18 protein-coding genes are annotated in these 18,678 nt (G+C 68.6%); 10 read left to right on the forward strand and 8 right to left on the reverse strand.

From position 1 onward, the window contains the following. The 5 genes from NNI01S_RS01920 to NNI01S_RS01940 all read left to right on the forward strand — a co-directional run. Positions 1-478, forward strand: a 478-nt coding sequence (locus NNI01S_RS01920; RefSeq protein ID WP_157114553.1) for an EamA family transporter, incomplete at its 5' end; no start/stop codon positions are given. A 78-nt stretch (positions 479-556) separates the two neighbouring features. Then, entirely contained in the window at positions 557-994 is a 438-nt protein-coding gene (locus NNI01S_RS01925) for a nuclear transport factor 2 family protein (RefSeq protein WP_063016862.1), read from the forward strand. A gap of 21 nt (positions 995-1,015) precedes the next feature. Continuing rightward, the gene (locus NNI01S_RS01930) at positions 1,016-1,681 is read left to right on the forward strand and encodes a class I SAM-dependent DNA methyltransferase (RefSeq protein WP_218019150.1); all 666 of its coding nucleotides are present in this window, start codon (positions 1,016-1,018) and stop codon (positions 1,679-1,681) included. Positions 1,682-1,815: 134 nt separating this feature from the next. Beyond that, positions 1,816-3,159 carry a WS/DGAT/MGAT family O-acyltransferase gene (locus NNI01S_RS01935; protein WP_063016863.1) on the forward strand — a complete coding sequence of 448 codons (1,344 nt, stop codon included), beginning with the start codon at positions 1,816-1,818 and terminating at the stop codon, positions 3,157-3,159. A gap of 218 nt (positions 3,160-3,377) precedes the next feature. Then, positions 3,378-4,502, forward strand: coding sequence for an NAD(P)H-dependent flavin oxidoreductase (locus tag NNI01S_RS01940; RefSeq protein ID WP_063016864.1), 1,125 nt, complete (start codon positions 3,378-3,380; stop codon positions 4,500-4,502). Positions 4,503-4,881: 379 nt separating this feature from the next. On the opposite strand, the gene NNI01S_RS01945 is transcribed toward NNI01S_RS01940, so the two are convergent. Next, complete coding sequence (locus NNI01S_RS01945; RefSeq protein ID WP_063016865.1) at positions 4,882-5,658, reverse strand: FadR/GntR family transcriptional regulator; 777 nt, start codon at positions 5,656-5,658, stop codon at positions 4,882-4,884. A gap of 105 nt (positions 5,659-5,763) precedes the next feature. On the opposite strand from NNI01S_RS01945, the gene NNI01S_RS01950 reads away from it, so the two are divergent. Further along, entirely contained in the window at positions 5,764-7,254 is a 1,491-nt protein-coding gene (locus NNI01S_RS01950) for an ABC1 kinase family protein (RefSeq protein WP_245675941.1), read from the forward strand. Positions 7,255-7,391: 137 nt separating this feature from the next. Here the strand turns inward: NNI01S_RS01950 and NNI01S_RS01955 are convergent, their stop codons facing one another. Beyond that, the gene (locus NNI01S_RS01955; protein ID WP_063016867.1) at positions 7,392-7,991 is read right to left on the reverse strand and encodes a GDSL-type esterase/lipase family protein; all 600 of its coding nucleotides are present in this window, start codon (positions 7,989-7,991) and stop codon (positions 7,392-7,394) included. 78 nt (positions 7,992-8,069) lie between these two features. Between NNI01S_RS01955 and NNI01S_RS01960 the strand changes: the two genes are divergently transcribed. Both NNI01S_RS01960 and NNI01S_RS01965 read left to right on the forward strand, forming a co-directional pair. Beyond that, positions 8,070-8,864, forward strand: a complete 795-nt coding sequence (locus tag NNI01S_RS01960) for a 2OG-Fe(II) oxygenase family protein (RefSeq protein ID WP_063016869.1) — start codon at positions 8,070-8,072, stop codon at positions 8,862-8,864. After that, on the forward strand, positions 8,851-9,621 hold the full coding sequence (locus NNI01S_RS01965; protein ID WP_063016871.1) for an SDR family NAD(P)-dependent oxidoreductase: 771 nt from the start codon (positions 8,851-8,853) through the stop codon (positions 9,619-9,621). Before NNI01S_RS01960 ends, NNI01S_RS01965 begins: the two co-directional genes overlap by 14 nt. Positions 9,622-9,630: 9 nt before the next feature. Here NNI01S_RS01965 and NNI01S_RS01970 read toward each other — a convergent pair whose 3' ends face one another. Further along, positions 9,631-10,500: an SDR family NAD(P)-dependent oxidoreductase gene (locus tag NNI01S_RS01970; protein ID WP_063016873.1), complete on the reverse strand. Its 870-nt coding sequence runs from the start codon at positions 10,498-10,500 to the stop codon at positions 9,631-9,633. 20 nt (positions 10,501-10,520) lie between these two features. Then, positions 10,521-11,420: a polysaccharide deacetylase family protein gene (locus tag NNI01S_RS01975; protein ID WP_063016875.1), complete on the reverse strand. Its 900-nt coding sequence runs from the start codon at positions 11,418-11,420 to the stop codon at positions 10,521-10,523. Positions 11,421-11,688: 268 nt separating this feature from the next. On the opposite strand from NNI01S_RS01975, the gene NNI01S_RS01980 reads away from it, so the two are divergent. Then, on the forward strand, positions 11,689-14,061 hold the full coding sequence (locus tag NNI01S_RS01980; protein ID WP_063016877.1) for a lysylphosphatidylglycerol synthase transmembrane domain-containing protein: 2,373 nt from the start codon (positions 11,689-11,691) through the stop codon (positions 14,059-14,061). Between the two features lie 36 nt (positions 14,062-14,097). Here NNI01S_RS01980 and NNI01S_RS01985 read toward each other — a convergent pair whose 3' ends face one another. Next, complete coding sequence (locus NNI01S_RS01985) at positions 14,098-14,769, reverse strand: class I SAM-dependent methyltransferase (protein WP_063016879.1); 672 nt, start codon at positions 14,767-14,769, stop codon at positions 14,098-14,100. A gap of 98 nt (positions 14,770-14,867) precedes the next feature. On the opposite strand from NNI01S_RS01985, the gene NNI01S_RS01990 reads away from it, so the two are divergent. Then, the gene (locus tag NNI01S_RS01990) at positions 14,868-15,437 is read left to right on the forward strand and encodes a TetR/AcrR family transcriptional regulator (protein ID WP_063016881.1); all 570 of its coding nucleotides are present in this window, start codon (positions 14,868-14,870) and stop codon (positions 15,435-15,437) included. A gap of 23 nt (positions 15,438-15,460) precedes the next feature. On the opposite strand, the gene NNI01S_RS01995 is transcribed toward NNI01S_RS01990, so the two are convergent. The 3 genes from NNI01S_RS01995 to fadD5 all read right to left on the reverse strand — a co-directional run bounded on the left by NNI01S_RS01995 (position 15,461) and on the right by fadD5 (position 18,562). Next, a complete protein-coding gene (locus NNI01S_RS01995; protein ID WP_063016883.1) occupies positions 15,461-16,072 on the reverse strand; it encodes a hypothetical protein in 612 nt (203 codons plus the stop codon). Positions 16,073-16,320: 248 nt separating this feature from the next. Next, positions 16,321-16,923 (reverse strand): cysteine hydrolase family protein, encoded by a 603-nt coding sequence (locus NNI01S_RS02000; RefSeq protein ID WP_063016885.1) that lies wholly within the window; start codon positions 16,921-16,923, stop codon positions 16,321-16,323. A gap of 67 nt (positions 16,924-16,990) precedes the next feature. Then, positions 16,991-18,562 (reverse strand): fatty-acid--CoA ligase FadD5, encoded by a 1,572-nt coding sequence (fadD5, locus tag NNI01S_RS02005; protein ID WP_063017089.1) that lies wholly within the window; start codon positions 18,560-18,562, stop codon positions 16,991-16,993. Between the last annotated feature and the right edge of the window lie 116 nt (positions 18,563-18,678).

Raw genomic sequence — 18,678 nt, forward strand, 5'->3', positions numbered from 1 at the left:
GATCGCGGCGATCGGCTTGACCACGATCGGCTACGCGGTGGGCCCGATCGTAATCAACCGCGCGCTGGCCGATCTGCCTCCGCTCGGCGTGGTGACCGGGTCGCTGCTGCTCGCGGCGGCGATCTACGCGCCGTTCGCCGGCTTCCTGTGGCCGGTGCGGATCCCCGCCGACGCGGCCTGGTCGGTGCTCGGTCTCGCGGTGATCTGCACGGCCGCGGCGTTCCTGTTCTTCTTCGCGCTGATCGCCGAGATCGGTCCCGCCCGTGCGACGGTGATCACCTACATCAATCCGGCGGTGGCGATCCTGCTCGGCGTCACGGCGCTAGACGAGCCGCTGACCGCGGGCATGGCGATCGGCTTTCCGCTGGTCATCATCGGTTCGGTGCTCGGAACCGCGGGCAGTCGCGACAAGGCGGCGCGGGAGGGATCGGCGATGCCCGCCGCGCCCGAGGCAGCCGCTCCATTACCCGAGAGGTAATCGCCACGGGGCGCGAGCTCGCCGAGAATCGGGTATGCGCCGTTGCGATCGCGCGGTGTCGCTCCGAAAGGACCTCTTGTGTCAAGCACCGTGCCCGCCACTCGAACGGTGGTCGAAGAGTTGTTGCGGCGGATCGGTTCCGGGGATCCGGAAGCCGTCGCCGAGTTGTACGCCGAGGACGCCGATTGGCGGCTCGATTGGCCGGAGGCGGAGCACGGCCGCGCGGCGACGCCATGGATCCGGCACCGTCACACCCGCGCCGACGCCGCCGATCATTACCGCTCGATCGCCGAACACCATGTGCCCGAGGAGGTGGCCACGCGTGTCGAACGGGTGCTCGTCGACGGTGCGGACGCCGTGGTGCTCGGCGAGATCCGGCAGACCGCGCGCCCCACCGGCCGCGCCTATCGCGCCCGGTTCGCTCTGCATCTGACGGTGCGGAACGGTCTGATCACCCGGCATCACGTCTACGAGGACAGTCTCGCCGTCGCCCAGGCCTTCGAACCGGGGGAGTGAGTAGGTAATACGCTCTTCGGGGTGCTGGATCCGACCGACGACTTCGCAGACGAACGCTCCGATGTGGCGACCACCCGCGCCGCCTACGACGAGATCGCCGAGCTCTACACCGAGCTCTTCCGCAACCACCTCGCCGGTGCGGTGCTCGACCGGGCGATGCTCGGCGCGTTCGTGGAATCGGTGGCGGGCAACGGCTCCGGACCGATCGCCGATCTCGGCTGCGGGCCGGGACGGATCACCGGCCACCTCGCGTCGTTGGGGGCGCGGGTGTTCGGCATCGATCTGTCGCCGCGCATGGTGGAACTGGCCCGCTCGGAATATCCACAGCTGTCCTTCGCGCAAGGTTCCGTGGAGGAGCTACCGATCGGCAACGAGGCGCTCGGCGGTGTCGTGGCGTGGTATTCGTTGATTCACACGCCACCGGATCGCGTGCCCCACGTGTTGAACGAGTTTCATCGGGTACTCGCGAGTAAAGGGCACGTGTTGCTGGCTTTCCAGACGGCCGACCTGCCCGATGCGGTGGAAGCCTTCGACCACAAGGTGACTCGGGCCTACCGGTGGGCGCCGAAACGCCTGGCGCGTCTGCTCGGCGCCGCCGGGTTCGCGATGATCGCCCGCATGGTGCGCGAGCCCGGTCCCGACGAGCGGTTCGGGCAGGCCTACCTGCTGGCTTCGAAGGTTCGGTGATTCGCCGAACGCGGTCCATCCCGTCCGGGTAGGTTTGTCATGTCGCGGCGGTTTCATGGCTGCGCGGGCCCGCCGACAACGTGGTCGATTCGAACTCCGAACATCTTCACCATGTCGTCAGGGGGCGACTCATCATGGAATTCATCGCGCCGGTCGATGCCGTCTTCTTGCTCGCCGAATCCCGGGAACAGCCGATGCATGTCGGTTCGCTGCAACTGTTCGAGCCACCGGAAGGCGCGGGGGATGACTTCGCCGCGCAGGTCCACGACAAACTCTTACGGAACACCGACGTCGACCCGACCTTCCGCAAACATCCCGCGACGATCTTCGGCTCCCCGCAGATGGCATGGACGCGGGCCGAGCACGTGGAACTCGATTATCACGTACGACGACTGGCGGTGCCCGGCCCCGGACGCATGGACCAGCTCGTCGAGCTGGCCTCCGGGCTGCACAGCAGTTTGCTGGACCGGCATCGGCCGCTGTGGGAGTTCCATCTGATCGAGGGGCTCGCCGACGGCAGGTTCGCGCTGTACTCGAAGATGCATCACGCGTTGATCGACGGCGTCTCCGCCCAGCGCCTGCTGCGGCGCACGTTGACCAGCGATCCGTCCTCCGGCTCCACGCGGGTGCCGTGGCACCTGCCGCGGGGCAGGCGCAGCTCGGCATCCGGCGCGGGGGGCACCGCGCGAAATCTGATCTCGGCGGCCACGTCCGGCGCATCCGTGCTGCGCGCGGCCCGCACCGCCCTGACGCGGCAGCAGCTGACCCTGCCGTTCGCGGCCCCGCGCACCATGTTCAACGTTCCGATCGGCGGCGCGCGCCGTGCGGTGGTCCGGTCCTGGCCGCTGGAACGGTTGCAGCAGGTCAAGAAGGCGACCGGGTCGACGCTCAACGACGTGGTGCTCACCATGTCGGCGGGCGCGCTGCGGCGCTACCTGCTCGAGCGAGACGCGCTGCCGGACAAGCCATTGGTCGCGATGGTGCCGATGTCGCTGCGCGCCGAGGACGACGACGAGACCAATGGGGTGAAGGTCGGCGCGGTGCTGTGCAACCTCGGCACTGACATCGCCGACGCGCTGGATCGCCTCCAGGTGGTCGCCGCGTCGATGCGCGACGGCAAGGATGTCTACCGCACGCTGTCGTGCAACCAGACGATGGCGCTGTCGGCGCTGATGCTGAGCCCGCTGGCCCTCAACCTGGTGCCCGCGCTGATCCCGTGGACCAATCCGACCTTCAACATCGTCATCTCGAACGTCCCGGGACCGCGCGAGCCCATGTACTGGAACGGGGCGCGTCTGGACGCGAGTTATCCGTTGTCGATCCCGTTCGACGGCCAGGCGGTGAACATCACGCTCACCTCCAACGCGGGCAACCTCGATTTCGGCGTGGTCGGCTGCCGCCGCAGTGTGCCGCAATTGCCCCGCCTGCTCGATCACCTGGAGGAGTCGCTCGCCGAACTGGAGCGGGCCATCGCCTGACGCGGAAGCGCATTTCCCAGAAAACTAGAACGTGTTACTGTCGATGCATGGTGCACCGGCCAGTCGAGGACGCCGCGGTCGCTTCATGGCGATATCAGCGGCTCGCGGCCGACTCGACGCGCGGCGACCAGGCCGCACTCGGTGCTTCTTATGCAACTCGTTCTAGTACATCTGCGCCGCGCCGTTCGCGGCGGAGCAGTTAGGGAGACCAGCACGCCATGCGTACCGAAATCTGCGAACGGCTCGGGATCGAATTTCCCATCTTCGCCTTCACCCACTGCCGCGATGTGGCGGCCGCGGTCAGCAACGCGGGCGGACTCGGCGTGCTCGGCGCCGTGGGCTTCACCGCCGAGCAGCTCGAGGTCGAGCTGGCCTGGCTGGACGAGCACGTGCAGGGCGTATACGGCGTCGACCTGGTGATTCCGTCCAAGTACGAAGGCAAGGGCATCGACGGCCTGAGCCCGGAGGAGCTGGAAGCCAAGCTGGCCGAGCTCGTCCCGCAGGAGCACCGCGACTTCGCCGAGAAGATCCTCGCCGACCACGGCGTGCCCAAGCTGCCCGAGGACGAGCACCACAACCAGCTGCTCGGCTGGACCGCCACCACCGCGGGCCCGCAGGTGGAGGTGATTCTGCGGCATCCGAAGGCCAAGCTGGTCGCCAACGCCCTCGGCACCCCGCCCGAGGACGTGATCAAGCAGGTGCAGGACTCCGGCAGGCTGATCGGCGCGCTGTGCGGTTCGGTCAAGCACGCCCTCAACCACAAGCGGGCGGGTCTCGACTTCGTGGTCTGCCAGGGCACCGAGGGCGGCGGCCACTGCGGCGAGGTGTCCTCGATGGTGCTGTGGCCGCAGGTGATCGACGCCGTCGGTGACCTGCCGGTGCTGGCCGCGGGCGGCATCGGCAACGGCCGCCAGGTGGCCGCCGCGATGGCAATGGGCGCCGCGGGCGCGTGGACCGGCTCGGTGTGGCTGACCGTCGAGGAAGCCAACGTGCCGCCCGCCCAGATGCAGACCTACATCGACGCAACCAGCCACGACACCGTCCGATCGCGCGCCTGGACCGGCAAGCCCGCCCGCATGCTGCGCAACGATTGGACCGCCGCGTGGGAGCAGGCCGACACCCCGGACCCGCTGCCGATGCCGCTGCAGATGATGGTCGCGCTGGATGGCGTCAAGCGCGGACACCGCTACCCGGAGGCCGCCAAGGACGTCAACTTCAACCCGGTCGGCCAGATCGTCGGCATGATGAACCGCGTGGAGCGTTCCGCCGACGTGGTCAACCGCCTGATCCAGGAGTACGTCGAGGCGTGCGAGCGCCTCAACAAGCTCAACGGCGGGGCCTGAGTCCGGGCATCACCACCGGGACTGCGATGCCCGCGGCAGGGCCGCGGCATCCATCCGGTCGAGTCCGGGACGATCGCACCGGCGCAGAGACGGCCACCTCTACGCCGGTGCGGCCGCCGAACCGAACCCGGGCACAGAAGGACTCGGCGCCACGCCGGTGATGGTCTGCGGCGGAGACGATTTCGTCGCGGGCGCCGTCGTTCGCGGCAGTCCGGACCCGCGCCTGACAGGACCGTTTCATCCCCTTTGCACCGACCACCGTCTGGGACAGATTTGAGCGGAGCACCGAGCGAGCTGATCGATTTCCACCCGGTGAGCGGATCGGTTTCGCGAGGTCGCACAAAATCGTCTCAGACGGGTCGTGCGGTGTACGAAACGACTAAGCGGTGACGGCCCGGTTCTCGTCGGCGCCCTCCTCGACGCCGACCACCAATTCCTCGAAGCGCGCGATCACCTTCTCGTGGTACATGCCGAAGAGATCCTCGAACAGCGCCAGCTGCGCCTCGCTCGGCCCGGAGCCGGAATCCCACACCGCGGCCAGCGCACGCCACACCAGGACATGGAGATCCGGCGCGCCGGCGAAGTACGCCTCGACCGCCTCCGGCACCTCGAGCACCGTCTCGCCGATCGAGTTCAAGATCGCGCGCTGCATGGGGAGCCCGAGCGCGGTCAGCAACCTGCGTACCAACGCCACCTCGAGCGCCAAGAGCCGGCGCAGATCCGGATCATGCTGACGCGCTATGGCTTCGAGTTCATCGATGGTGGATTTCAGTTCGGCGGAATCGATCCGCTGTGCGCCACCGGTGTAGGCGAGCAGTGCTTCGAGTACGAGATTGCGCTCGACGTCGACGATGTCGCGGAACATCTCCATCGCGATGTCGGGCATGGGAATCGAGAAGCGGAACAGCTGGCGGTACACGTCCACCCCGCCCGCTTCCCGGACATCGCGGATCGTGAATCCCTTGCCGCGCCGGGCTTCGACGAAGCCGTACGACTCCAGCCGACCCAGGGTCAGCTGCGCGGTCGCGCGGTTCATATTGAATTCCTCGGCGACCTGACGCACCGACGGCATGAGATCCCCCGGCTGATATTCCCCCGCGGCAACCCGGCGCGCCAGCTCGTCGGCAACGTCGGCGACCACCGTCTGGGATCCCATCGAAGTCACCTTTCGACTGGTTTCGAACACGTCCCAGACAGTCTAAGCCCTACTGTGCGGTACTGCACCTGTGTCACACTTGTGCGCGCGACTGTGAGGTGAGGCATGACCATCCGGCCCATCGGAGAGCGCCCCGAGGAGGGGGCCGCGGGCAAGCGATCCCGGCTTTTCGCATCGCGGTCCCATGGTAAACCTCCTGTTCACGGCGCTGTTCGCGGTGCGAAACTCGCCGCGCTTCCGATGGCGTTCGCCGGGCGGCATGCCGCGGGGCTCGGCAAGCGCGCATTGGGCAGATCGGCCGAAGAAGTCAATCGCGACATCCAGCTGCGCACCGCGCAGCACATCTTCGAGGTGCTCGGCGAACTCAAAGGTTGCGCCGCGAAACTGGGGCAGCTGCTGGCCATCTACGAGCTGGCGCTGCCGCCGGAGGTGGCCGAGCCGTACCGGATCGCGCTCGGCAGGCTCCAGGACGCCGCGCCCGCGATGCTCCCGCCCGCGGTGCACGCCGCCATGGCCGAAAGCCTTGGCGCGCAGTGGCGTGCGAACTTCCGCGAATTCGACGACCGACGCGCCGCGGCGGCCTCGCTCGGGCAGGTGCACCGCGCGGTCTGGCACGACGGCAGGCCGGTCGCGGTCAAAGTGATGTATCCCGGCGGCAGGCAGGCGGTGGCTCGCGATCTCGACCACCTGCGCCGGATCTCCTACCTCGCAACCGTATTCCTGCCCGGCGCGGACGTGGACGCGGTGACCGAAGCGATCTGCGTATCGGTCACCGGGGAACTCGACTACGCGGCGGAGGCGAACCACCAGAGGGCTTTCGCCGCGGCCTATGCCGGCGATCCGGACTTCTACGTGCCGAATGTCGTCGCCCAGCAAGGTGACGTGCTGATCAGCGAATGGATCGACGGCACACCGGTCCCGCGCGTCGTCGCCTCCGGCACGCAAGCCGAACGCGACCGGGTGGGCATGTTGATGGTCCGCTTCGTGACGCGCGGCTGGGGCCGGCACGGCCTGCTGTACGCCGACCCGCATCCCGGCAACTTCCGGGTACTGCCCGACGGGCGGCTCGGCGTGGTGGATTTCGGCGCGTGCTGCGCTTGGCCGCCCGCGGGTTTCGGCGATCTCACGCTCGACTGCTGCAAGGCGATCTTCCGCGGCGGGCCGGGCGATCTGGCCGCGGCTACGCGCAGGCACGGTTTCGTCGAGAACGGACGGGCTGTCGACAGCGAGGCGCTCTACGCGGCGATCACCCCGTGCGGCGAGCCGTTGCGGCACAACACGTATCGCCTGACCACGGGCTGGTTGCGTCGGCAAGTGCTGCGCACCACGAATCCTCGGCTGACCAACGTGGTGCGCCAGATGACCATGCCCGCCTATTTCACGCCGTTCGCCCGCTCGTTTCTCACACTGGTGGGCGTGCTCGGTCAGCTGGAGACCGAAGGGCCTTATCGTGACGAAATCGTCCGATGGGTGCCGGAATTGAGCGAAGCGTTCACTCCGGAGACACCGTCGGAAATCGTTTCGGCGACGGTCGACCTGGACACCGCGCGGAGGCGGCGTGAAGGGACGGGTAAGCGCGGCCTACCGATCGGTTGAATTCACCCGCATTGCACCACAATAGGATTCGCTGAAGCTGCGACCGGGTTGGTTCGAAAGCGACAATTCGCCACCATCGTCTCAGACAGTACGGAAATTGTCGGTACCCCTCTGTCAGCCGTTCGCGAAACAACGCATCACCTCGCCAGCCACGCGCGCCACTCGGGCGCGATGAGTGCGGCGATCTCCTCGTAACCCGCGGCGCCGGGATGAGCCCCGTCGCCCGCGCGAACCTCGGCAGCCCACACCGCGTTGTCGCGCAATGGCAGATGCACGCGCACGTACGGGACCCCGGACTCGGCGCAGACCCGCGCGAACCGCTCGTCGAGCGCGGCGGTGCGGGCGTTGTGCCCCGCCTCCACGATCGGCGGCGGGGCGACCATCAGCACCGGCCAGCCCTGCTCCGCGGCCTGGGCCAGCAGAGCGCTCAGATTGGCGACCGACTCGTCCGGGGCCACCCGCGGGCCGCCGTTCTCGTGCATGGTGTCGTTCACGCCGAACGACAGGACGACCCTGGCGTCCACACCCTCGGGCAGGCGGGGTGCGCATTCGGCGCGGAAGCGCCGCAGGATCGCGGTCGAGGTCTGCCTGCGCACCCCGAGGTTGTAGGCGGTCAGCGGGACGCCCGACGCGTGCGCCGCGGCCGCGAGCCTGCCTGCCCATCCGAGAAAACCAGGGTCACCGACACCGGCGACGAACGAATCTCCGACGAAACACACACGCAGATCACGGCTCACCCGGTGATCCTCGCAGCGCGGCGACCGGGCCGCGGGGTGCGGGCAATATGATCACGGAGGTTCGACCGGGAGGGAGTAATGGTGACGACCGAGCCGGAGCTCGCGACACCACCGGTTCCGCAGTGGTTCGCGCAGTTGTTCGCCCATCGGCGCTGGGTCCGGCGCAGCAGGCCGTTCCCGCACGTGTACGCCCGCGACGTCTTCGTCCCCGAGTTCTACCAGCGGCTGGCCGAACAGCTGGAACGGGTGCGGAGGGAGCGCCCCGACCTGTTCGTCACCGTCGCCGACGGCTACAGCGCCGACGGGATCCGATTCGCCGACCTGCTCGACGGTCCGCTCGCGGTGTTCGCCACGCGCGAATGGCACGACCTGGTGGCCCGGCTCGGCGGCGTCGAAGCGACCGGTGACGTCGAAGGGTCGATCCACCATCACGGGCCGGGCAGCCCGTTCGGCCGGCCGCACAACGACCTCGACCCGGCCTGGTTCCCAGGGCCCCCGCCCCGTCCCGGCGAAGTCCGGTTGCCCGACGGCGCCGTCCACACCAAGACCGGAGCACGCGCCCCCGGCGTCGTCGCCCGCGAGACCGTCCGCGCCGTCGCGGTGCTGTTCTATCTGGGCAATTCCGGCTGGGAACCCGGCGACGGCGGCGAGACCGCGCTGTATGACCACGTCGCCGACGCAGCCGCGCTGCCGTCGGTGGCGCTCGTTCCCCCGCTGGACAATTCGCTCGTGCTGTTCGAGGTCACCCCGCGCAGCTGGCACACGTTCGCGGGCAACAACGCCAGAGGTCGCAGCAGCGTGGTGATGTGGGTGCATCGCACCAGAGCCGACGCCGAACGGCGCTGGGGAGGAGACCGCATTGTCCAGTGGTGACCGCCGCGTCTGCCTGCTCACCGGGGCCGGCGGCACGCTGGGCGACGCGTTCTGCCAGGCCTACTATCGCGACTACGACATCGTCGCCGTGTGCCGTACGCGCACGCCCGCGGCGCCGTCGCAGCTGGAGTGGTATGTCGATCCGCTGGCGCCGGACGCGGCGGTGCCGGAGAACGATTCCCGGGTCTTCGTGGTCCGGTCCGATCTCACCCAGCCGGGCGAGGTGGAACGGGTGGTCGACCTCGCGCTGGCCCGGTTCGGCCGGGTCGACCTGCTGGTGAACAACGCTGCGCACGTCCGGCTGCACCCGCGCGGCATCGTCGACGGCGATGCGGCGCTGGACGACTTCGATCCCCATTTCTCGCTCAACGTGGCGGTGCCGCTGCGCCTTTCGGCACGCCTGGCACAGCGGTCGTGGCTGCACGCGGGCCCCGAGAATCGCACGCGCAACCGCAACATCGTCAATGTCTCCAGCATCTCCGGCTCGAAGGTCTACCCGGGACAGACCCTGTACTCCGCGTCGAAGGCCGCGCTCGATCAGCTGACGCGCAATCTCGCGGCCGAGTTCGCCGAGTTCGGGGTGCGCGTGAACGCCATCGCGCCCACCACATTTCCCGTGCTGGTCCCCACCGAGCGAGTCGCGCGGGCGATCGTCGAGTTGGACGCGGGCGAGGTGTCCGGCGGGGTGTACGGGGTCGGCGTCGAACCGGACCGGATGGACGGCAGCTCCCTCCGGCTCGCCGACGCCGAGCCGTGAACGGCCGGACTATTCGCTGATCGCGAGCCCGGTGGCCTGCTCGGAAAGCGTCCAGAGCCGGCGCGCGAGTTCGGCGTCGACCGCCTGCTTGTTGCGCGGTTGCTCCAGCTCGAACCGGTGGAAGTACTGCCCGTTGATCGCCGCGCCGTCGGCGCGGGTGGCCAGGTGAATCAGCGGCTCGGCGCCCTTGTCCGGCTGGATGAAGAACGGGCGCCCCAGCGGAGACCGGATGAACCGGCCGAGGCCGAACGGGGCGTTGTCGTAGACGTGGGTGGCGACCGCGCCGGGATGAAAGGCCACGGTGGTGATCCCGGTGCCCTCGGTGCGGCGGGCCAATTCCCGGGTGAACAGGATGTTCGCCAGTTTCGACGTACCGTACGCGCCGAGCTGGTTGAACGAGCCCTTCGCCGCGTTGGCCGTGTCCAGGTCGAGTTTCGCCATCCGGTAGGTCGTGCTCGCGGTGTTCACCACCCTGGCCTCGGCCTGGGTCAAGCGCTCCAGCAGCAGGTTCGTCAGCAGGAACGGCGACAGGTGATTGACCTGGAAGGTGAGTTCGTTGCCGTCCTCGGTCACGGTCCGCTCGGGCCACGCGCCGCCCGCGTTGTTGGCCAGCACGTCGATCGTGGGGTACCGGTCGAGCAGCCGGCCTGCCAGCTTGCGCACGTCGTCGAGGCGAGCGAAATCGGCGACGAACGGCGTCGCGCCTGCTTTCGCCGCCACCTCGGCGGTCCGCTCCGGTGACCGGCCGACCACCGCGACGGTGGCGCCGCGCGCGGCGAGCCGCTGCGCCGCGGCGGCGCCGATGCCCGAGCTCGCGCCGGTCACCACCACTGTCTTTCCGGTGAGGTCCTGTTCTCGTCCCTGGTCCTGCGCAGCCATCTCCGCCTCCCGAGCATCGGTTACCTGACCCGATCGTCTTCGGCTCGCGCGGATACGGCAAGCTCCGACGCACCGGCGTAGTGCTCGGCGATCTCGTCGCTGGTGGTCAGCCACACTCCCGGGTGGGTCGCCACGTACTCGAGCGCCTGGTCGAGGTACTTGATCCGGAACGCCTGCCCGATCACGAACGGGTGCAGCGCCAGCGCCATGACGCGCCCGCTGTCGGCCGATTCGGCGTAGAGCTGGTCGAGCTGATCGCGGACGATCCGCACGAAGTCCGGTCCGCTGGTGGCTTTTCCCAGAAACAGCGTGTTGTCGTTGAGTTCGACCGAGTAGGGGACGCTGAGCAGGCCGGGTACCGACAGCGGATAGGGCTGGTCGTCGTTGGTCCAGTCGAGGACGTATCCGAGGCCGAGTTCGGCCAGCAGCGCGGGGGTCCGGAACGACTCGGTGAGGGCGGGCCCCATCCAGCCGCGCGGCTTGCGTCCGGTGGCTCGTTCGATGGTGGCGACCACGTCGGCGAGATAGGCGCGCTCCTCGTCCGCCGGAAGCTCCGCCTGGAGGATCGAGTTGTTCTTCCCGTGCGCGAGCCACGCCCAGTCCCGTCGCACCCCCGCCGCCACGATCTGTGGATAGTGTTCGGCCACATCCGAGTTGAGCAGCGCGCTCGCGCGGATACCGTGCCGGTCGAGCACCTCGATCAACCGCCAGATGCCCACCCGCGGTCCGTAGTCGCGCCAGCCGTAGTTCAACGGGTCGGGCGCGAGCCCCGCGGTGCCGGGGAAGATGCTCGTGGACGGACGGTCCACCTGATAGTGCTCGACATTGAGTCCGACATAGAACGCGACCCTGGCGTCACCGGGCCAGCGCAGCGGCGGGCGGTCGACGATCGGGCTGTAGCCGAAGAGTTCGTTGTCCATGGCCCCATGCTGGAACTTGACACTAATGTGAGGATCAACATCGAGAATGGTGATATAGGACACAACAGACAGTCGCCGCACGCCACCACCGCCGAATCCGCGAGCGTGCCGAACGGTATCGTGCAGCGAACGTAACAACCGATCTCGTACGCACATGGGTAACTCATCGGGTACGCCCAAAAGAGGAGTGGCGCTCGACGCAAGACCTCGACGCGGGTCTCGCGGCTCCCAACCAGTACGGCCTGAGTACCCGGAGAGGCGGGCGAGCATGCGAGTGGACGGGCGAGAGATCCCGGTCACGGGCAGCCTGCTACAGCCGCTGATCCGGCGCACGAGCGACATCATCCGCGTCGTCCTCGCGAGCCTGTGGGTGGCGGTCGTCATCGCGGCGTCGTTGATCACCCGCCCGGAATGGCTGGCCCTGGAACGCTCGGTCTCCAATATCGTCGGCTTCCTGAACCCGGACCAGTCGAACCTGGTGTACCTCGTCTACGGCATGGCGATCCTCGCGCTGCCGTTCGCGATCCTGATCGAGCTGATCATCGGCAGGCAATGGAAACTGCTCGCGGGCTACGCCGCGGCCGGGGCCGTCGCCGGGCTGCTGTTGTCCATCACCGGCACCGGGCTGTCCGCGCCGAAATGGCATCTGCAAGTGCCGGATCGGTTGGACACCTTCCTGTCCCAGTTCCTCGACGATCCCCGCTGGATCGCGATGATCGCCGCGATGCTCACCGTCGCCAGCCCGTGGTTGCCCGTCCGTCCGCGGCGCTGGCTGTGGTTCCTGCTGCTGGCGTTCGCGCCGATCCACCTCGTGGTCAGCACCGTGGTGCCCGCGCGGGCGATGTTCGGGCTCGCGGTCGGCTGGCTGGTCGGCGCCGTGATCGTGCTCGTGGTCGGCACGCCCGCGCTGGAGGTGCCCCTCGACGCGGCCGTCCGGGTGCTCGCCAGACGTGGACACACGGTCACCGGATTCACCGTGGTGCATCCGGCAGGGCGCGGCCCGCTGGTGCTCGCCGCGGCCGTGGAGGGGCCCGAACGCGAGCTCGTCGTCGAGATGTTCGGCAAGAACCAGCGTAGTTTCGGTGCGCTGCGGCAGCTGTGGCGCTGGCTCACGTTCCGCTCCAGTGAGACCGCGGCCATTCACGGTTCCATGCATCGGGCGGTCGAGCACCGGGCGCTCATGGCGATCGCCGTCGCCGACCTGGGGCTCGGCAGCTGCACGCCGGTCGCGGTGGTGGCGCTGTCGCGCGGCTGGATGTTGTACGCGCGCACCCAGACCTGCGGCACCGCTCTGACCGAACAATCCGCCGACGTGCTGCCCGGAGTGTGGCGGGCGCTCGACGCCTTGCAGCGGAAACAGATCTCGCACGGCGACCTGCGGCCGATCGATATCCGCGTCGCCGACGGCGTCACGCTGTTCGGCGGCTTCGGCAACGCCGAGTACGGGGCATCGGACGCGCAACTGCAATCCGACATCGCCCAATTGCTGGTCACGACCACCGCGACCTTCGGCAAGGAGCCCGCGGTGCGGGCGGCGATCGAAACGATCGGCGAGACTCGGGTGCTCGCGGCCGCGAGCCGGTTGACCAAATCAGCGATACCGACCGGGATCCGCAAAGCGGTTCCGGGATGGAAGGCCGCGCTCTCCTCCGCCCGCGACGAGGTGCGCAAACAGACCGGGCAGGACCGGATCGAAGCCGAGCAGATCACCCGGTTCTCCCGCAACCAGATCATCCAGCTGGTGCTGCTGATCGGCTTGGTGTACGTCGCATACCCGTTCATCAGCGCCGTGCCGACCTTCTTCACCCAGCTGCGCACGGCCAACTGGTGGTGGGCGCTGTTCGGTCTCCTGGTCTCGCTGCTGACCTACATCGGCGCGGCGGCGGCGCTGTGGGCCTGCGCATCCGGTGCGGTGAGCTTCCGCAACCTGGTGATCATGCAGATCGCCAACACTTTCGCCGCGACCACCACGCCCGCGCGGGTCGGTGGTCTCGCGCTCAGCGTGCGCTTTCTGCAAAAGGGCGGCGTCGGCGCGGTGCGGGCCACGGCGGCGGTAGCGCTGCAACAGGCGGTGCAGGTGATCACGCACCTCAGCCTGCTGCTCGCGTTCAGCATCCTGGCAGGCACCTCGACCGATCTGTCCCACTTCGTCCCGGACGCCACGGTGCTGTATCTGCTCGCAGGCGTCGGCGTCGGCATAGTCGGCACGTTCATGTTCGTGCCGAAACTGCGCCGCTGGCTGAACAACGCGGTCCGCCCGCAACTGCAGGAGGTCCTCGGTGAGCTCGCCGATCTCGCCCGCGACCCCAAGCGCTCGGCGGTGATCATCCTCGGTTGCGCGGCGATCACCCTCGGCCTCGCCGGCGCGCTGTGGGCCAGCGTCGAGGCGTTCGGCGGCGGCACCACCTTCATCACCGTCACCATCGTCACCATGATCGGCGGCACCCTGGCCTCGGCCGCGCCGACCCCGGGTGGTGTCGGCGCGGTCGAGGCCGCGCTCATCGGCGGCCTGGCCGCCTTCGGCTTGCCCGCGAACATCGCGGTGCCCTCGGTGCTGCTCTACCGGGTGCTCACCTGCTGGCTTCCGGTGTTCTGCGGCTGGTGGACCATGCGCTGGATGACGAAAAAGGACCTGATCTAGGAGTCCTGTCCGCACCCAGGAGAACCGCGCGCGGTCTTATGGCTTGGTGGCCAGCAGAACGCCGGTCGCCGGCCGTACCCCGACGAATTCGACGGCCTCGAAGCCGTTCGCGCGCAGCAGATCTCGATACTGACGAATATCGACGCCCGGCGAAGAAGCACCGTGGTCGTGGGTGCGGTGGGCCGCGAAGCGCGCCATGACGCGCACAGCGGCGGAGCGGACCGGGTCGGTCGGATGGGTGTCGGCGAGCAACAACCGGCCGCCCGGTCGCAGCACCCGGAACATCTGCGCGACGGCATCGGCTCGGTGCGGCGCGGGGATGTGGTGCATCGCGAAGGTGCAGGTCACCAGGTCGGCGGAGGCGTCGGGCAGGGGCAGCGACTGCGCCGCACCGAGCACCCATCGGCAGTTCGCCAGATCGCGGCTACGCGCGGTCGCGTAGTCGATCATCTGGGGCGACGGGTCTACGCCGGTGACTTTGCCGACGCGGCGGGCCAGCACACGCGCGAGATCACCGGGGCCGCAACCGATGTCGACCACGTCGGCGCCGGGACCGGGTCGGGCGAGCCCCGCGAGCCGGGTGTTCAGGCGATCTTCCCGGCCGAGCAGAAAAGCGGCTTTGAGCAAGCGGTAGCGGCGCGGTTGGGTGAGCAGCACGCCGACCTCGCCGTGCGAATTGCTGGCAGACTGGAGTTCGTTTCCGGACATGAGTTCAGGATCGGCCTGGCATGCGCCGCCGACCAGGGACAAGATCCCGGAATCCGTCCGGAACCGGACGCATCCGAGACATCTGTGCGGGAGGCACCGTGCCGGAAGAACAAGACACCGCTGATCGCCGGGTCCGCCGCACCAGGGCCCTGCTGCACCGGGCGCTGATCGAGCTGATGGTCGAACGCTCCTACGACCGGATCACCGTCCGCGACATTCTGGCTCGCGCCGATGTCGGCCGGTCGACGTTCTACGCGCACTACCGCGACAAGGACGACCTGCTGTTGCGCAGCAGCACCGACTACCTGCGCGTGGCCGTGGCCGAGCCGGACGCCGACGCTCCCGACCTGCTCGCGCCCGTGCGCACGCTGTTCGAGCTGGCCGCCGCGCATCCCGAGATCTACCGAGCGCTACTCGGCCGCAAGAGCGGCACCGTGCTGCTGCGCACCACGCGGGTGATGGTCGCGCAGATCCTCGCCGAGCGGTTGGGCGATCGGCTGGCGATGCCGGAGGACGAGTTCGCGACCACCGTGACGTTCCTGTCCTGGGGTGTCGTCGGCCTGCTCGGCGCCATCGCGGAGCCGCATCCACCGCTCTCGGCCGAGGAGGCGTACCACCGTTTGGTGCGCCTGGTCGGGCCCGGATTGGCCGATCGAGCTCGGGACTGAGCGGAGTCACGGACCCCGTGACTTCAGTCGCCTGCACGCACGCGCCTCTTGTACCGGAGGATCCACTGCGCGATGACGGCCATCGCGCACAGCAGTGAGATCACGACGGCGCAGAGGGCGGACCAGGTGAGGCTGTAAGTCGCGTACGAAACCTGACGGAACCCGGGGGCCGGATAGTTGTCGTGCCCCTTGGCCCAGCGGATCAGCAATCCGATCTGAGTGCCGGGATCTCGCGCCGTCCCATACGAGACCACGCGCGTCAGTTCGTCGCCTTTGCTGTTGAGGTAGAGCGCGGTGGCGATGGTGCAGATCGGGACGAGAACCGTGGCGACGAGCGTCAGATGCGCGAACACTTCGGCGCGGGCCACGATGTGGGCCGCCACACTGCACACGGCGATCACGATCACGACGCCGGTGAGGATGCCCCAGGCGCCACTGGCTTTCGGACCGGGCACCGATGCTCGCGCCCACAGATCGACCAAGGACGTGGCCACGTGGATGCGGCCGAAGGCATTCGCGCGGATCACGCCATCCGTCCCGCCGGTGCCTGTGCTCAGCCACGGCTGGAACAGCAGAACCAAGGTGACCAGGCAGCCGACCGCGACGAACAGGTGAACCCAGTTCCCGCCGAGCACGGCTGCCGGCCGCTTTCGGCGGAGCGCGGCGCTGCGCCGCGTTTCATTCCGTCGACGCCGTACCGCCCCGTCGGCCGAGCCGGTCCGCTCGCGTCGAACTTCTCTGTTCTGCCAAGGAGTAGGGCGCACGAGTCGGAGCCTAGGAGTGCGGCTGTATGGATCCCGTCAACGAGAATTGCCCTGCTCGACAAGGTTTCGTCAATATCCGGCACTCGGCCGGTGCTACGAGCGCGCGGGGCGCGTTTCGCTCAGCGGCCGACCAGTTCCAGCGCGTCCGCGGCGCGGACGCTGCCCGCGGTGACGAGTTCGAGGTTGGCCAGCGCGGCTTCGTGCGCCTCCGCGCCCGCGGCGGCCACGCAGTCGGCCACGGCGTGCACGGTGAAGCCGAGATCGGTGCCGTGCCGCGCCGTCTGCTCGACGGTGAGGTTGGTCGCGACGCCGGTGAGCAAGAGCGTCTCGATGCCCTGATCCGCCAGCCACTCCGGCAGTTTGCTGCCCGCCAGACCGGACAGTTTCTGGTTGTCGAAGACCTCCGTCGGCTGCGCCGCCATCTCCGGGATGATCGCGGCCCCGGGCGAATCCGGCCGGAACTCCGTCTGCGCCGCGCCGACCGAGCGCATGAATCCGGTGTTGCGCACCAGCTCACCCTCGCCCACCGGAATGGTGAACCGGGTGAAGATCACCGGCACCGCTGCCGCCAGCGCCGCCGCGTGGAACTCCGCCGCCCGCGCCACCACACCGGAGGCCGCCACGGGCGCGGCCAGCATGGGACCGAAAAACCCTTCCGGCCGAATGACATTCACCTGCCAATGCAGCGCCAGCACGGCGGCGCGGATGCGTCGGATCGCCATGCGACGACCTTACGCATCCGCGCGCACGCGCGGTGTCCGATTCACGTGAAACGAACGCGTCGCCCGATCAGGACGAGTAGTCCTTGCGCAGCTGGACTTTCACCACCTTGCCGCTCGCGTTACGCGGCAGCTCGGGCAGCAGCACCAGGTCCTTGGGGTGCTTGTAGCGCGCCAGGTTCTCGTTGAGGAACGGCTCCAGCTCGTCGAGGGTCAGCTCGTCGTCCGGGTTGTGCAGCGCGACCACCGCGACCGGCACCTCGCCCCACTTCTCGTGCGCCCGGCCCACCACCGCCGCCTCGCGGATCTTCGGGTGGGCGAACAGGACGTTCTCCACCTCGGCGCAGTAGATGTTCTCGCCGCCGGAAATGATCATGTCCTTCTTGCGGTCCACCACGTAGACGAAGCCCTCTTCGTCCTGGCGAACCAGGTCGCCGGAGTGGAACCAGCCGCCCGCGAACGCCTCGGCGGTGGCCTCGGGCTTGTTCCAGTAGCCCTGCATGAGCGTCGGGCCACGGTAGACGATCTCGCCCACCTCACCGGGCGCGACGTCGTTCATCTCGTCGTCGACGATGCGGGCCTGGATCGTGGGAATCACTTTGCCGACCGAGCCGAGTTTGCGGATGGCGTCCTTGCCCTCCAGCACGCAGGTGATCGGCGACATCTCCGTCTGGCCGAACACCGCGACGTTGAACGAGTTCGGGAAGCATTCGGCCATCGCGCGCAGCACGGTGTCCGAGGCGGGCGCGGCGCCCCAGCTGAGCACCTCCAGCGCGAGCTTGCGGTCTTTCACCGACGGGTGGTCGCAGACCAGCTGCCACTGCGCGGGCACGCAGAAAGCGGACGTGGCCTGCTCGCGCTCCAGCGCGTCCAAGAATTCACCGGCGTCGAAGGCGCCCAGCGGATGCAGCACCGTCTTCGAGCCGAGCAGGAATGCCGGTGCCAGACTGCCCAGGCCCGCGATGTGGAACAGCGGTGAAGTGCACAGGCCGATCGATTCCGGCTGCAGTGCCAGCGCCCGGATGCAGGTCAGCGCCTGAGCGTTCATGTTGGCGTGGGTCAGCACCGCGCCCTTCGGGCTGCCCGTGGTGCCCGAGGTGTACATGATGAGGCTGGGGGTGTCCTCGGGGATGTCCAAGGGGATGTGCGGCTCACCCGGTTCGGCGAGCAGGTCGTCGAAGCCGATCGCGCCCTCGGCGGACGCGCCGCCGATCACCACGAGGATCTCCAGCGCGGGCGCCTGCGCCTGCACGGCGGCGGCGAGCGGCTGCAGCACGGTGTCGGTGACGACCGCCTTGGCTCCGCTGTCGCTGACGATGTAGGCGACCTCCGGTGGGGTGAGGCGGAAGTTGACCGGGACCGCGATCGCGCCCAGCGCGTTGATGCCGAACACCGCTTCCAGGTATTCCGGGTAGTTCAGCGCCAGGATCAGCACTCGGTCACCGAATCCGACACCGCGGCGCGCCAACCCGTCGGCGAACTTCAGCGACCGCTCGTGCAGCTGCCGCCAGGTGGTGTCCACGCCGCGGAACCGGATCGCGACCGCGTCCGGGCGCATCTGCGCGTGCACGGCGATCTGGTTGTTCCAGTGGTTGCGCCGCGACCTGATCGGCTCGTCGAGCGCTGCTGCCCCGGTGGTCATTGCCACGAACTCCTCTCGGACCGTCATCGGCCCGCCGGGTTGTCCGACGGCGGCGACGGGCTGAATCGCGTGCAGAATAGCAACTAACTTAAACGCCCGGCAAGATATCGCGCAAT

This window comes from Nocardia niwae NBRC 108934 = DSM 45340, from assembly GCF_001613465.1.
Lineage (GTDB): Bacteria > Actinomycetota > Actinomycetes > Mycobacteriales > Mycobacteriaceae > Nocardia > Nocardia niwae.

Excerpts from the sequence above, each read along its gene's own strand:
- NNI01S_RS01935 (WP_063016863.1), top strand. The coding sequence starts at position 1,816 with ATGGAATTCATCGCGCCGGTCGATGCCGTCTTCTTGCTCGCCGAATCC.
- NNI01S_RS01940 (WP_063016864.1), top strand. The coding sequence starts at position 3,378 with ATGCGTACCGAAATCTGCGAACGGCTCGGGATCGAATTTCCCATCTTC.
- NNI01S_RS01945 (WP_063016865.1), bottom strand. The coding sequence starts at position 5,658 with ATGGGATCCCAGACGGTGGTCGCCGACGTTGCCGACGAGCTGGCGCGC.
- NNI01S_RS01950 (WP_245675941.1), top strand. The coding sequence starts at position 5,764 with ATGACCATCCGGCCCATCGGAGAGCGCCCCGAGGAGGGGGCCGCGGGC.
- NNI01S_RS01960 (WP_063016869.1), top strand. The coding sequence starts at position 8,070 with ATGGTGACGACCGAGCCGGAGCTCGCGACACCACCGGTTCCGCAGTGG.
- NNI01S_RS01970 (WP_063016873.1), bottom strand. The coding sequence starts at position 10,500 with ATGGCTGCGCAGGACCAGGGACGAGAACAGGACCTCACCGGAAAGACA.
- NNI01S_RS01975 (WP_063016875.1), bottom strand. The coding sequence starts at position 11,420 with ATGGACAACGAACTCTTCGGCTACAGCCCGATCGTCGACCGCCCGCCG.
- NNI01S_RS01980 (WP_063016877.1), top strand. The coding sequence starts at position 11,689 with ATGCGAGTGGACGGGCGAGAGATCCCGGTCACGGGCAGCCTGCTACAG.
- NNI01S_RS01985 (WP_063016879.1), bottom strand. The coding sequence starts at position 14,769 with ATGTCCGGAAACGAACTCCAGTCTGCCAGCAATTCGCACGGCGAGGTC.
- NNI01S_RS02000 (WP_063016885.1), bottom strand. The coding sequence starts at position 16,923 with ATGGCGATCCGACGCATCCGCGCCGCCGTGCTGGCGCTGCATTGGCAG.
- fadD5 (WP_063017089.1), bottom strand. The coding sequence starts at position 18,562 with ATGACCACCGGGGCAGCAGCGCTCGACGAGCCGATCAGGTCGCGGCGC.